The sequence below is a fragment of the Bordetella petrii genome (assembly GCF_017356245.1).
Classification (GTDB): Bacteria; Pseudomonadota; Gammaproteobacteria; order Burkholderiales; family Burkholderiaceae_B; genus Bordetella_A; species Bordetella_A petrii_D.
On sequence record NZ_JAFMZZ010000004.1, the window covers coordinates 18,841 to 32,751 of the forward strand.

Consider the following 13,911-nt stretch of genomic DNA (forward strand, 5'->3'; position numbering starts at 1 on the left):
GGGAGTCAGACACCTGGCGACATGGCAATCAGACGTTGATCACACGTTTAAACGTTGATCGGTTGGCAAAGGCTTGTGGACACTAGGTTTCGCGGGGAAATCGGGCCACGGCCTTTGCGGGAATCGCTGGAAGTACCCCCAGTTGTACCCCCAAGGGGGTATCGGGATGATAGATCAGTCTGGATGCCGATGCCAGCGCTGCGCCTGCCAAATAAAACGGGTATGGCGCAGACCGCATTGTTGGCTGACGCCTGGAACGGTACGCGATGAGATGCAGGGGAACGGGCCGCTGTGGCCCAGACCTCGGAGAACTCTCATGGCAGACCACCACACCCGCCACAACCCGCCTGGGCAAGACGCCCTGTTCGCCACGCCGGCATCGCTCATGCTCGATGCTCGCCTCACGCCGCTGGAGCGCAATGGCTGGCAGGTGCTGCGGATGCTGCGCTCTGCGGAGGGTATCAGCCCGCTGGCGAATCTGGGGCAGTTGCGCCGCTATCTCACCTCTACCCCGCTGGGCCAGCGGGCCGGGTACGAGACGGCCTGGCGTGTTCTCGTCGTGCTTCGACTGACGGGGTGGATCAGTCTGGTGGGCCAGCAACGCGATCCTCTCACCGGCCATGTGCTCAGCGAGCTGTATCAGGTTCACGAAAGCGCCCTGCACTTCCAACAGGCCTGCGAGCTCGATGCCAGTCTGTCCGCGCTTCTGCAAGCATCCATCGGCCACGAGAACAACCAGGTAGATCGGGTGGCTGTCCACATTCGGGCAACGCTGGCACAGGCACCTGAAGCTGCCTCCATCGCGACCCACGATCAGCGTCACGATGACGATGATTTGCCCCCCACGCCGCCGTCGCCGGCGAGCGAGGCAGCCGACCCACTGCCATTGTCTGGCAATTCCGCTGGCAGCACGCTTGTTCCGCAACAGACCGGACACGCTCGCCACATGACGGCTGAGCAGGGCAGTACGTATAAGACGTATATGTATAAAAAAGAACGTACGTACCGCGCGCGCGAAGAAAACAGCGATCCCGCATCGCGGCCGGTGAGCTTGCCGCCTTGCCTGCGCAATGCCCAGGCAGACCAGCAAAAGGACGTGCAGGCCGCCTTGCGGCGGCTGCCGCCGCAGCATCGCCAGGAAGTACTCGACGAGTTGCAGGCACGCAGCCAGAGCGGCACCGTGCGCAATGTCGTGGCCTACTTCTTCGCCTTGGTGAAGCGCGTTTTTGCGGGCGAGTTCCGCTTGTGGGCAGGTCGCAAGGAGACATCTGCCACCCCACGGCCTGTCGAAAATCGGCCTGCCGGTGTGCCACGCACCAAACACCGCCCAGAACCGACTGCGCCACCGGCATCGCGTGAAACCGCCCTGGCGCACATCGCCAACATCCGCAAGATGCTGAATGCCCCGACGAACGCTGGGGACATCGCAGCACAGGCAATGCAGGCCAGGGGATGGCAGCCGCATCCTGCGTAGTAAATGCTGCCGCGAAACGGGGCGTCACTGCACGCCGCAGTGACGCCCCGCGCAACACCGCAAACAATGCGGGCGAAAGCCAGTTCCAATTGAGTGCGGCATACATGATGATGTCCGCCCTACACTGACCGGGCAGTTGCCAAGACCGATGGGCTTCGTACATCGGCACCCCCAACAGCGCAGGTTCCTGCAAGCGCTGGCCCTACAGGGTGGAGCCACCCCAGGTATGCCCAGGCTCTGACCGCATACCGGCCCTACCCAGGGCGGAGCCTTCTTCGTCTGTTTGAATTCATCCCTATCGCGCCGCCTGGCGCACTGTCCTTTGCGGCAATTGCCTGTGCGCAACGCACGGGGCTGCCGCTGCATTTCTCATCCCACTTACTTCATAGGAGGACTCGTCCACGTTCACATCACTTTCGTCTTGCAGTACCTCCGTCCGGGCTTCCAGCAGGGAGCAAGACGGACGCCTCATTCGAGGCTCTGGTGTCTCCTGAACACCATGCCCTTGCCCTCACGGGATCTCGCCTCAGCGAGTTGGCACCAACACTAACCATTGATTTTCAGGACAACGCAGCACGGCGCTTTGCCTGGAGGCCGGAAGATGGACGACTTGACCTATACCCTGCGGCAGCTTTGCCAACGCAACCGTGACGGCAGTCACAACACGCAGGCTGACCGGATGCGTTCGCTGTCGCTGGCCGCGCGGCAACTGCGCGAGGCCGGTTTCCGGCAGATGAAAGCTTCGTCTCTCAAGGGCAAGCACGTCCAGGCGCTACTGGAACGCTGGCAAGGCGAAGGTTTATCGTCCGGCACCATCAAGAATCGGCTCTCTCACCTGCGCTGGTGGGCCGAAAAGATCGGCAAGGCCGGCATCCTACCGGCGGACAACTCGCAGCTTGGCGTGGCCGAGCGCCGCTATGTGACCAACATCAGCAAGGCCCAGGAACTGGGCGCAGATCTTGAACAGATCACCGATGTCCACGTGCGCATGAGCCTCCAGCTACAGGCCGCCTTCGGATTGCGCCGGGAGGAAGCGATCAAGTTCCAGCCTAGTTACGCGGATCGGGGTGACTACATCGCCCTCAAGGGATCGTGGACCAAGGGCGGTCGGGAGCGAACTGTGCCCATCACAACAACAGAGCAACGCGATGCGCTCCAGGCTGCACACCGTCTAGCGGGCGCAGGATCATTGATCCCGGCAAACAAGACCTACATCCAGCAACGGCACGTCTACGATGGACAGTGCAAGGCGGCGGGCTTGAGCAATATGCATGGGCTGCGGCATCGGTATGCACAGATGCGATATGAAACATTGACGGGGTGGAAGTCACCGGCAGCCGGTGGACCGGGCACGGCTCAACTCGACCTATCACAGCGTCTGGCCGACCGACACGTCCGGCAACAGATCAGTCATGAACTTGGGCACGAGCGGGTGAAGGTGACAGCGGTCTATCTCGGAAGCTAAGTCGCACGCTGCGCAAGTACTTGGGGCGACACAGCCAAGGCACGCTGTCACCACCAGACTCATCCAAGACGCGTGGGGCTACTTCTGCAGTAAGTCCTCCAGAAATTCCGACTCAGGTTTTACTGCTGACACATGCAGTTGGTCGCGGGCACGGGTGCAAGCCACGTACAGCAACTGGCGTTCGGTGTTATAGATTTCGGTCAGTTCGGCCTCGTCAGCAGCAGTGTCGATGCGCACCTGTGAAGGGATGATTTCATCATCGCAGGCCATGACCGCAACCACGCGGAATTCCATGCCCTTGGCTAAGTGCATGGTGGTGATACTGACGAAGCCCTCTTCCGTTGCCATGTCCTTGCCGAGCACACGCCCCCGCAAACCTGCGACCTTGACTGCCATCTGCGCGCGGGACAGTTCGCTGTCGGATCGGACGAAGACGCCGATTTCCTCCGGCAGCACATCGCTGGCACTGCTTTGCTGCAACCATACGCCGACGGCCTGGCTTTCCGCATCGACATCGGCGTAGCTACAGATGGTCGGTTCTGGCCCATTGAATACAGAAATCGTACCCTTGCGGCTTTCGACGTTTCCGTCCACATCGGATACCTCGGGACCGAGCAAACGGTCGGCCTGCAAGCGGATCTGGTGCGAGGTACGGTAGTTGATATTGAGCGTTCGCGAGCGACCACGTACATCCACACCCAAAGACTTCCACGAGAACGGCGTCTGGAAGATGCGTTGGCCCAGATCGCCAGCAAAGAACAGTGCGTTGGCGCGGTTGCCGGCAATCGCCGCCAGGAAGCGCAATTGCTGCACGCCGATGTCCTGCGCCTCGTCCACCACGATGTAATCGAATATCGGATGCTTGCGGTTGGATATGGTCTCAGCCAGCTTGGCGAACATCTCTGCCGCAGTGATCTTGCCGGCCTGCTTCAATTGCGCCTTCACCTTGGCGAACACCTGCCAATACAAGGCGCGCTGCGCCTCCGGCAGACGTGTCTTGCGACCCAGCCGCTTGGCATCGCGGTAAGCCTCCCAGCTTTCCACTTGCCAAGTGTCCACCACATCTTCCCATTCGGACAGCAAAAATGCAGCGTTGGCCTTCAGGCCATCGACCTGCGTGGCGGCGGCCTTCAACAACGTGGAAATTTCCTCACGGCTGGCGAATACCGGTTTACCGAGTTCCGCCGCATACAAGCGGATGCCAAGAGCATCCATAGCGGCCACGTCGATACGTTCGCCGAGCTTGGGAGTGTTCCAGATCAACCGATACAGATTGCCGCGCAAGGCATTGGCCAATGTATCCGAAAACGTGGAAAGCAGAACGCGCGCATCTTCGTCCTGGTGCGCCAGATGCACAGCCCGGTGCAAGGCAACCACGGACTTGCCCGTGCCCGCCGAGCCAGACACACGCGCCGCACCGTTGTAATGGCGCTCGACCAGCTGACGCTGCGCCGGATGGAGGAACACCGTCCACTTGTCCCACGGGTATTCCAGGGCACGGGCCAATTCGTCCATATCGGACATGACGCGGAACCGGCGTTGCGCGTCCGGGTGCAGGAATGGGTCCGCCCCCTTGCCTGCCACTTCCGGCAACGCCGGCGTGCCGCCGGTCGCCAGTTCGAGCAAGGCTTCAGCCGCTTCGCCGGGCAAATGGTCAGCCAGCTCCAGCAGTGAATCCTCGTCGGCAGCCTTCACATCGGCCAGCCACTCCTGCGGCACGCCATAGGCCAGCAGTTGGGAGTCGCCATATTTCGCGAACAGTTTCGGCTTCTGCCCTGTGGCCGGTCGGCTGTCCTCGACGTACTTCGGAACGAGGATTTCCTCGACACGCTCGCGGACCTCGACAAGCTGCGCTGCGCCGGTGGTCGGATGTACTTCCAGCTTGCGCCGCTCGGCCCACTGATAGGCCTTGTCGTGGTGATCGACATAGCAGAGCAGCAGACTGCCAGCGGTTTTGTGGACGATCAGGCGAATATCGCGGCTGACACGCACCGACCAGAAGTTCGGGTCTTTGGCTCTGTCGAGCTTGTGGAAGCTCATGCCGTTGCCAGTCGGGTCCACCTGCAAATCGAAGGCGGTGGTCTTGGCGGCCTTCTGCTCATCGCCGGTCAGGCGCGCAAGGCTGGTGGTAAAGGTGTCGGCGATGCGGAATTCCATCAGTTCCTCTCAACGATGGCAATTACGCTGCGCGGTACTGACTACCGCGATCCACCGCAAATTTCTTCAGCTTCTTCGCCAGCTTCCGACACTCCTTTTCTGAGAACGCGCCAAAATTAACGATCGCGTGCGCTGTGTTCCCGGCGATGGGATCGGGCTGATGCAGCAAACCAACCGATACGGTCTCCGCTCCACTGACAGCCCATACACCAACGGATTCCAAACCGAGATCCACGGTGTAGTGCTGATGCGATGCCTCTGCGGTAGTCTGATCACCATCGTAAACAGACAGCTTTCCGTCATCCTTCGGGAAGGGGAAAAAAGCCTGACTGGAAACCTCGCCATCGGGAGCAAAATTCGGATGCACTTGGCGCAGCAACAAAGTCTGATCGTTCATGCCTGCTGCACCTTGATGTTGTCATTCAAGAACGCGAACAGGGATTGCCAGCCGACAGTATCCAAATCGAAGTCTCTCTCCATGTCCTCGTCATTAGCTCCGAACGCATGGTAACTGGCTTGCAAATTGGTCAAGTCGATGTCCAGCGATGGGTCACCTTCGACTTTCCATTCGAGCAATAGATTGCCATCCTGCTTTGGAACAATGAGGGGTATGGGTAATTTATCCGGGTAATCAGCGATCAGTTTTTCAGAAACACGAGACAGCCTGTCGGCATCTGGTGCCAGCCCATCTCCCTCGAACCAGCCATTTTCGAGCAGGGAGATTTCGTCGAACCGCGCCAATATGGCGTAGTTCTTGGTGACTTCCAGTGACTCGATAGAAATTACTTTCTGCAGACGTTCGTAAGAGTCATAGGCACCTACGCCCACCACGCTAATCTGATGGCGCTGGCGACCGCCATAGGTGCGAGCCATGTTGTGAAACGAATCTGGCATGGGAATAACTACGGCTGGACTATTGTCTGCCGGTTTCAGACGAAATGAGGATTTGGCGAAATCTACCTCTTCGATGTAGCCGTTAAGCGAAATTTCTCGCTCATAGACCTGGTCAGCGGCCAACACCAGTTGCTTGCGCTTTTCTTGTGTCAGCCGGGCCGGATTTCCATCCCCTTGAACCGGTAACTCCAAAGCCTCATCGGCACGCAAGGAACGACCGAACTGATTGAAGTGGCCCAACAACTCCTTCGGAAACGCTTCCGGCAATGCCACAATCGGCGCGGCGATGCACTCTGCCACCAAGTCACGGGCACGCTCGAAGTAATCCTTTTCGCCACCTTGCAGGGCTAGCGCGCCGGCCATGACTAGAGCTAACATCGGCTTGGCGCTACCCGCATCAATGCGTTCGATGTCCAAACGGAAACCAGCTTCAAATCCCTTGGGCACTCGCTGCCTTTCCGGGTGCTCTAATAGATATAGGTGCTTGGCTAGCTCGACAATCAAGCGTTCATAAGCAGCAAGGTCACGGGCCACATCGACGGGCAGGGTGTGCTCGTCAAAACGTGCGCCGGTAAATCTGGGTTGGGAGAAGTCGATCTTCATATGTCCTCGCTCCCCTAGCTTACCCTGAAAACCTTCATCACCTCATCCCCCAGGTGATTGATCACCTTCACCGCAAACCGGCCATTGCTCGGTTTTGGGAACGGGCGTGAGATATCGCTATTGAGGGTTGCCCAGGCGTCAGGGTCGATTTCGGCCTTGAGGGTGGTCTTCAGCGCCTTGTACGGGTCGTTCGCACCGAGGAAGTAGGCATGACGGACGAAGAAGGACTCCTCGTTGTAGTCGGTGTCCAGGAACCAGCAGGCGATGCCGTCCGCGCCGTCGCTACGGACTTCGCCGGTGCTGGGGTGGAACACGTCCACGCCGTTGATCCTGACCACCAATTGCCCATCGGCAGGCACCTCAATGACGTCACGCTTGCCATCGTATCTGCGGATGCTGCGGCCTTGCGTGTCCAGCACGTCCACGTCCGGCTCGCCGAAGATGACGAACAGGTTGCCCTTGCCGGTGTTCTTCAGGTCTTCGGCCATGTGCAGGTCAGCGTTCATGCGTGCCTTGAGCACGTTGATGCGACCTAGCTTGCTGAACTCGCTGGCTGGTGCGTCGTAGTTGAAGGCGCAGGCGATGAGCACATCGAAGTTGGCATCGCCGGCTTCACGGGCGGCATCGACCAGGTCAGCGCGGGTGACGGTGCCGAATTCCGGGCCGACCAGGATACCTGCTCGCTTCACCTGTCCGTTTTCCAGATAACGGCCTTCGGCGCAGATCAAGTCGCCCGGCCACGGTTCAAGTGAGGTGAATTCGATCTTGTCGGCCTTGTGCGCCTGCTGCACACCGGCGGTGCGCAGGTTGGCCAGGATCAGGCTGGCGAAGTCCTGGCCGTATTCGGCCTGGGTCTCAGCCACATGGTCGATCAGGTTGTCTTCCTCGTCCACGCCCAGTACGCGGTGCGGGCTGAGTGATTCGACGGTGAAGGGGCCGGCCACGCGCACCTTCTTCTTGTCCTCGTAGGGTTTGTCGTAGACGTACTCGAACTCGGCCTTGGCGGCGATAGAGGCGTCGATGTCCTTTTGGCGGGCAATGCGTTGCTGCCACCAGTCGGCGTGCAGCTTTTTCGCAGAATCGCTCCACTTGGCATCGGCTTCGTGCGGGATTTCCCATTCCTGCCACTGTTTGCCGAGCGCCTTGTTCAGCGCTTCGCGCAGCGGCTCCAGCACGGTCTGGAACTTGTCCCAGATGACTTCGATTTCGGCGTTGTTGGCGATGGATTTGAGCGTGATGTGCGGCACGCGCTCATAGACGAAGCCGTGAGCGATATTGCCCCAGGTGGGCTGGCTGGACAGTGCGCCGCGGGTGATCTCGGCTTCCTTCAACTGGCCCTCGCGGGAATCGGCCAGCAGGTAATACGGATAGCGCGCGCCCATGATGCGGGCGCGGGCCAGCGCCAGCGCGACGCGGCTGGTGTCGATGGTGATCCAGCGGCGGCCCCATTGTTCGGCGACATAGGCCGTCGTGCCGGAACCGCAAGTCGGATCAAGCACCAAGTCGCCAGGATCGGATGCCATCAGCAAACAACGCTGAATCAACTTCGGGTGTGTCTGAACAACATACGTTTTCGTGTCACCGAAGCCAGCAACAGTATCAGGCCATGTGTTCAAAAAGCTCATCTTCGAGAAGTCGTCGTAATACAACTTGAAGTAGAGCTTTATGCCTCGTACGAACAGGCGATCAGCTTGTTCAAGGCGCCTCATACCTGCAGGATTGGTTCGCCAACTCTTTTTGCCGCGAGGAATGAATGGCTTCCCTTCAAACCTATGCTCAAACATGCACGATGGGGTGAACCCTGACGACTCCAATACGGATCGCTTAAAGACGCCTGAAGAGTTCTTGACATCAAGTTTGTTTGGATCAACTTCTTCAAAACCAAAATCTGTTTTCTTGAACTTGAATTCCGGGTTTCCATCAAACTGCTTTTCTCTAAATAGGTTGCGATATTTGATCGCAGACTTATTTCGCGCATACCAAAGAATATGGTCAAAAACTGACTCAATCTGACCCGATTCGAGCGGCGTCATTGATTGGAAGTTAATTTGCGAAACGAAATTCTCATCACCAAAAACTTCATCCAGCAAAGCCCGCACGCGATGCACGTTTTCATCGCCAATCTGCACAAAGATTGATCCAGATTCCGTTAACAAATCCCGCGCCACCATCAGCCGATCGCGCAGATAGGTCAGGTATGAATGAATTCCGTCGCGCCAAGTATCGCGGAAGGCCTTCACCTGCTCCGGCTCGCGGGTGATGTGGTCGGCGTTGCCGTCCTTCACGTCGCGGCTGGTGGTTGACCACTGGAAATTGCTGTTGAATTTGATGCCGTAGGGCGGATCGAAATAGATGCACTGCACCTTGCCGCGCAGCCCTTCGCGCTCGGCGAGACTCGCCATCACCTGCAAGGAATCGCCCAGGATCATGCGGTTCTGCCAGTGGCCTTCGTGCTGGTAGAACTCGGTGCGGTCCGCGCCTTCGGGCAGGCCGTTGAAGTCGCCGAACAGGTCCAGCGTGTCCTGCTGTGGCGCGGCGGCTTCGCGGCGCTCCTCGGTCTGGCGGCGCAGGTCGTCGATCAGCGCCTTGGGCTTGACCTTCTCCTGGATGTAGAGCGGCGGCGCATTGACGACCAGATCTGACCAGTCCTGCTGATCCTTGCCGCGCCAGATGAGTTGCGGGTCCAGGTCGCGATTGAGCCGCTGCTGGAATTCCGGGGATGCTTTGCCGGCGTCGTGCAGCGCGCACAGTTCCTCCAGCCATTGCCGATTGGCGCGTGGGTAGGCCACCTGCACCGGCGCTTGCTCGTGGTGCTGCATCACCGACTGGTGCTCCACCGTCGGAATGTTCTTGCGTTTGGCCTCGGTGTGCGTGATCTGCTCGATGCTCTTGCCGGGCTTCTGGGTTTTCTTGGTTGCCATCTCAGTGTTCCTTGTTTCCCGGTGCAGGTGCAGCCGTTTCAATCATTTGGTTGAACTTTGCTTCGACCTCTTTGGCAAAGTCGTCCTGCATTTCGTACACATCGCCAAACTCGGCAAAGGCCCAGCGGCCGTGGGTGCCGAGGTGGTTCACGCCGGGAATCCAGTAGGTGTCCATGGTGGACTTTTTTTCCTTCGCATCCTCGCGCCGGTAGCCCTTGATCTCGACGATCAGGTTCAGCGGGTCGCTCTTGCCGTGACCATTGTCCACTTGCACGATGAAGTCCGGGATGTAGATGCGGTTGGCCGAGCCGAAGCGGTAGGGCACTTCCAGGCCGAGGTTGTGGTTCTTGGTATAGGCCAGCACACTGGGGTGCGACTCGGCGACGCGGCAGAATTCGGATTCCCAGCCGCTGTCCAGAATCACCCAGTTGACCTGGTTCTTGGGCGGCGGCCCAAGGGTTTCCCAACGGTCTTCGCGAGAAGTGTTGAAGCGCACGTGCGCGGTGCTGCCGGTGGGGTTGAATGGGTCGAGGATGGCCTTGACCTGCCGGCCTTTCTCTAGTTCGCGCTTGACGATGCCGCGAGTAATCTTTTGGCAGGCCAGGTCGGCCAGTTCACGGTGCATCAACTGCGCCGGATAGGTGCCACCCTTACATTCCAGACACTCCTCCAGCCACTCACGCACGATGCGCTTAAGCTGGCCGAACAGGGCGATCGGTGCATCCTGGCCTTGGTCGCGCCAGTGCTCGAACAGCAGGTGCTTGGTCAGCTCCATCAGCAGCGTGGACTGGCGCACGTCGCCTAGGTGCTTGAGGTTCAGTTCCACCGCTTCGCCGATAATGCCGGCGTTGCGGGTTTCCGTGGGGCCGACTTGCTCTGGCGTCAATGTCAAATGATCGTCGATGCCAAAGGCGGCTTCCAGCCTTTCCTCCGGCAGTTCGACACGATAGCCCTGCACGCGCGGAAATCGGATTTCCAGAGAGTCGCGTTCCGGGCGCAGTGCCTTGACGGTGACGGTTTCGCGCGGCTTGGGCGGGGTGGCAACTACCGGCTTGGCAGTGAAGTCGAAGGGAATGCCGAACACGTCGGCATATTCCACGTCGAACAATCCCTGCTCGTTCAATTCATAGGACTGGCGGCGCAGAGCTCGGCCAATCACCTGTTCGCAAAGCAACTGGGTGCCGAACGCACGCACACCGAGGACGTGGGTAACGGTATTGGCATCCCAGCCTTCGGTGAGCATGGACACCGACACGACGCACCGGATTTTCTCGCCCAGGCGGCCCTGCTTGCCAACGGTGTTCATCACTTCGCGCAGCAATTCGCTGTCACTCAGGTTCTCGGCCTGTCTGCGGTCACCAGTGCGCTCGATGATTTCGCGCTTGAAACGCTCGATCTCGTCGGCGGCCATACCCCGGAAGTTGTCGTCCAGCGCCTCGCCGGATTCGAGCTGTTCGCTGTCGATCAGCAGAGTATTTGGGCGCGCCAGCGGCTCACCGTGCTCGTCGTAATTGCGGAACAGTTCCAGTCGGCCAGCCTGGTAGCTGACGTTGCCATCGTCATTGAGACGATCAAAGCCGGAAATGTAATCGAACACCAGCTTGGAGGTGGCGGTGTTGTTGCACACCACGATGAAGCACGGCGGCACCTTGATGCCGGCCTGCTTCCAAGCTTCGTAGGTTTTGAGGTAGTGGCCGTAAAGCGCGTCCAGCGCGCTTTTCAGCAATTGCGGAATGTCTTCTGGATCAGCCTGTGCACCCTTGCCGCGCCCCTTCTTGGGCATCTTCTTGCCTATGTGCTTCCACAGATCGCGGAACATCGGCATGTCGAAGTCGCCGGGCAGGTTCTGTGCAATCGGCACACGCGGCAACTTGACGATGCCGCACTCGATGGCATCCATCAACGAGAAGTCACTCATCGTCCACGGGAACAAGGTGCCTTCCACGTAGCCGGAACCGGCCAGGAAGAATGGCGTGGCCGAGAGGTCGATGACCTGTTGCAGGCCCAGCTTGTGGTTCACGGCTTCGAGGCCGGAAATCCACAGGCGCGCGGCTTCGTTCTCGTCCTTGACGTGTTCCTTGGCGGCTTTGAGGTCATCGCCGGTCAGGGGATTGCCCTTATCGTCGATGAAATCGCCGTCGGAAGCGGGCTTTTCACGATAGCAATGGTGCGCCTCGTCGTTGATGGCGAGGATGTTCTTCAACCCCATCAATTCCGGCATGACCCGCTGGAGCATCTGCCCCTCGGTTTCCAGCGTGTCCAGCTCGCTGCCGGTGCGGCCTTGCAGCAAGCGACGGCCGCCCTTGGACAATTCCATGCGTTCGCGCAGCTTGAAGGCGTGGTAGTTGGTGATGACAATCTTGGCCTTGTCCAGATCCGCCAGCATGTCGCGGGGCACGATCTCGCGGCTGGCGTAATAGCTGTCCGCATCATTGGGCAGCAGCACGCGCAGGCGATCCTTGATGGTCAGGCCAGGGGCGACCAGCAGGAAGCCTCTGGTGAATTTCTTGCTCTGCGGATGGCGCACGGCATTGACCGTCTGCCAAGCGATGAGCATGGCCATGACTGTGGTCTTTCCTGCGCCGGTGGCCAGCTTCAGTGCCAGGCGCATCAGGCCGGGGTTGGCATCGTTGCTGACTTTCTTCAGGTGATCGAGAAAGCGTTCCCCACTTTTGCCGAGCTGCGGGACGACCTCGGTCAGCCAGATCGCGGTTTCGGCAGCTTCTACCTGGCAGAAGAAGGGGCGCACCCCAACGAACTTGTGGTTGCGCCAGTGCTCCAGCAGACGGGCCGTTTCGGGGGTGACACGCCACTGCGTCGGCGGCAAGCGACGCCACGCATCGACCTCGCGCCGCACCGAATTGATCAGTTCAGAGTGGCGGTAACGCTGCCCGTCGTCAGCCAGGTTCTCGACTTCATCCAGCGTCAGAGTAGCCTGCTCGCCGCGGTGCCGGCGGGGCTTTGGAATCGGACTGATGAAGCTGGACGCTCGGCGTGACTCGACGATTTGCTGCGTAGGTTGTCCGCTGTCATCCAGCTCCCAGTGCCGCGACGGGTAGCCGTAAGGCGAATTGAGGATTGGCTGGTTGAAAAACTGGTCACTCACTTCTTTGCCCCCTGATTTTTTGGCTGTTTCGGGGCCGGTCGAAGCACAAGTCTCCGATCTGCAGCCGTGCCCCTGGCCGAACTACTTGCTTGAGGTCATCACCCAACAAGCGGCTGATGTTGTCGATCAGTTCCATCGTGCTTCCCTTACGCTCGCCTGATCCATTTCGCACCTCGCCCCTTGCCAGTCGATTCGATCAACCCCTCTGATTTCATCGCCCGCAGCACTAGCCGCACCATGTCCCTGCTTACGCCCGGGCAGGCTTCTTCGATTTCGGAAATCGAAAACGGCAGGGTACGTCCCAGGACTTCCGCACGCACCCGATCACCTTTACTGCCACGGCCACGCTCGATGGTGCCGACACGCTCCTCGAACTCACGGTAGGCCCGTAGCAAGGCGCCCCAGAAGTAGTCGAGCCAGGGCTTTACGTCGTGCTGCCCCTGGTGCCAGCCCTGCGAACTGGCTTCCAGCGTCTCGTAATAACCTTCCTTGGTGTCCTCGAAGATGCGTTCCAAGCTGATGTAGCGACCCACGGCATAGTCGAAGTGGTAGAGCAGCAGCAAGGTCAGCAAGCGGGACATGCGGCCGTTGCCGTCCGGGAAGGGATGGATGCACAGGAAGTCGAGCATCGCCAGCGGCACCAGTACCAGAGGGTCGGCCAGGTGCTGGTCCAGGGCGGTGGCGTAGCGGCCGGTCAGATCGGCCATTGCCATCAGTGTCAGGTGCGCAGCCACTGGCTGGAAGCGCAGACGCGACGTGCCGTCAGGATGGCGTTCGATGATGTCGTTGTTGGTAGCCTTCCAGCGCCCGCCCGTCTGCGGCATGTAGCGGTACAGCAGGGTGTGCAGTTGCAGCACCACACCTTCGTTGAAGGGCATGTGCGCAGCGGACTCGTGGATCAGCGCCAGGGCATCACGGTAGCCGGCGATCTCCTGTTCGGAACGGCTCTTTGGCGTTGCGTTGCGGATGACCAGGGACTTCAAGCGCGAGGGCGCGACGACAACACCTTCCAGCCGGTTGGACGACTCGGTGGACTCCACCACCGCGATCTGGCGCAGGCCCTTAAGGGCTTCGGGCGACTGTGCGGCGTAGAGTTGCTGCTTACCCTGATACTCGCCCAGTGTGCGCAACGTGGCGGCCTGAGTGCCATCGAAGCGAAGCGCGGCAAGGTACTCGGGTGTGAGCGAGTGCATGAAAATGTAAACCCAGGCTATCTAAATGGGGTAATCATAGCCATTAAATGGGGCACTGTCTCTAAAAATGCCTCATTAAAGGTGTTTGATTACCCCAT

Annotated in this window: 8 protein-coding genes; 2 read left to right on the forward strand and 6 right to left on the reverse strand. The window is 59.5% G+C overall.

All coding sequences use genetic code 11. The features are described from left to right. Window positions 1-316: 316 nt before the first annotated feature. Window positions 317-1,474, forward strand: a complete 1,158-nt coding sequence (locus J2P76_RS18250; protein ID WP_242697609.1) for an STY4528 family pathogenicity island replication protein — start codon at window positions 317-319, stop codon at window positions 1,472-1,474. A gap of 601 nt (window positions 1,475-2,075) precedes the next feature. Continuing rightward, entirely contained in the window at window positions 2,076-2,939 is an 864-nt protein-coding gene (locus J2P76_RS18255) for a phage integrase N-terminal domain-containing protein (protein ID WP_207409280.1), read from the forward strand. 78 nt (window positions 2,940-3,017) lie between these two features. Here J2P76_RS18255 and J2P76_RS18260 read toward each other — a convergent pair whose 3' ends face one another. The 6 genes from J2P76_RS18260 to J2P76_RS18285 form a co-directional block, all read right to left on the reverse strand. Continuing rightward, window positions 3,018-5,096: a UvrD-helicase domain-containing protein gene (locus tag J2P76_RS18260; RefSeq protein WP_207409281.1), complete on the reverse strand. Its 2,079-nt coding sequence runs from the start codon at window positions 5,094-5,096 to the stop codon at window positions 3,018-3,020. 22 nt (window positions 5,097-5,118) lie between these two features. Then, the gene (locus tag J2P76_RS18265; RefSeq protein ID WP_207409282.1) at window positions 5,119-5,493 is read right to left on the reverse strand and encodes a hypothetical protein; all 375 of its coding nucleotides are present in this window, start codon (window positions 5,491-5,493) and stop codon (window positions 5,119-5,121) included. Further along, the gene (locus J2P76_RS18270) at window positions 5,490-6,593 is read right to left on the reverse strand and encodes a hypothetical protein (RefSeq protein ID WP_207409283.1); all 1,104 of its coding nucleotides are present in this window, start codon (window positions 6,591-6,593) and stop codon (window positions 5,490-5,492) included. Before J2P76_RS18270 ends, J2P76_RS18265 begins: the two co-directional genes overlap by 4 nt. Window positions 6,594-6,607: 14 nt before the next feature. After that, window positions 6,608-9,514: a site-specific DNA-methyltransferase gene (locus J2P76_RS18275; protein ID WP_207409284.1), complete on the reverse strand. Its 2,907-nt coding sequence runs from the start codon at window positions 9,512-9,514 to the stop codon at window positions 6,608-6,610. Window position 9,515: 1 nt separating this feature from the next. Next, entirely contained in the window at window positions 9,516-12,620 is a 3,105-nt protein-coding gene (locus J2P76_RS18280) for a BPTD_3080 family restriction endonuclease (RefSeq protein WP_431603425.1), read from the reverse strand. A 146-nt stretch (window positions 12,621-12,766) separates the two neighbouring features. Further along, on the reverse strand, window positions 12,767-13,813 hold the full coding sequence (locus J2P76_RS18285) for a Fic family protein (protein WP_207409285.1): 1,047 nt from the start codon (window positions 13,811-13,813) through the stop codon (window positions 12,767-12,769). Between the last annotated feature and the right edge of the window lie 98 nt (window positions 13,814-13,911).

Excerpts from the sequence above, each read along its gene's own strand:
- J2P76_RS18250 (WP_242697609.1), top strand. The coding sequence starts at position 317 with ATGGCAGACCACCACACCCGCCACAACCCGCCTGGGCAAGACGCCCTG.
- J2P76_RS18255 (WP_207409280.1), top strand. The coding sequence starts at position 2,076 with ATGGACGACTTGACCTATACCCTGCGGCAGCTTTGCCAACGCAACCGT.
- J2P76_RS18260 (WP_207409281.1), bottom strand. The coding sequence starts at position 5,096 with ATGGAATTCCGCATCGCCGACACCTTTACCACCAGCCTTGCGCGCCTG.
- J2P76_RS18265 (WP_207409282.1), bottom strand. The coding sequence starts at position 5,493 with ATGAACGATCAGACTTTGTTGCTGCGCCAAGTGCATCCGAATTTTGCT.
- J2P76_RS18270 (WP_207409283.1), bottom strand. The coding sequence starts at position 6,593 with ATGAAGATCGACTTCTCCCAACCCAGATTTACCGGCGCACGTTTTGAC.
- J2P76_RS18275 (WP_207409284.1), bottom strand. The coding sequence starts at position 9,514 with ATGGCAACCAAGAAAACCCAGAAGCCCGGCAAGAGCATCGAGCAGATC.
- J2P76_RS18285 (WP_207409285.1), bottom strand. The coding sequence starts at position 13,813 with ATGCACTCGCTCACACCCGAGTACCTTGCCGCGCTTCGCTTCGATGGC.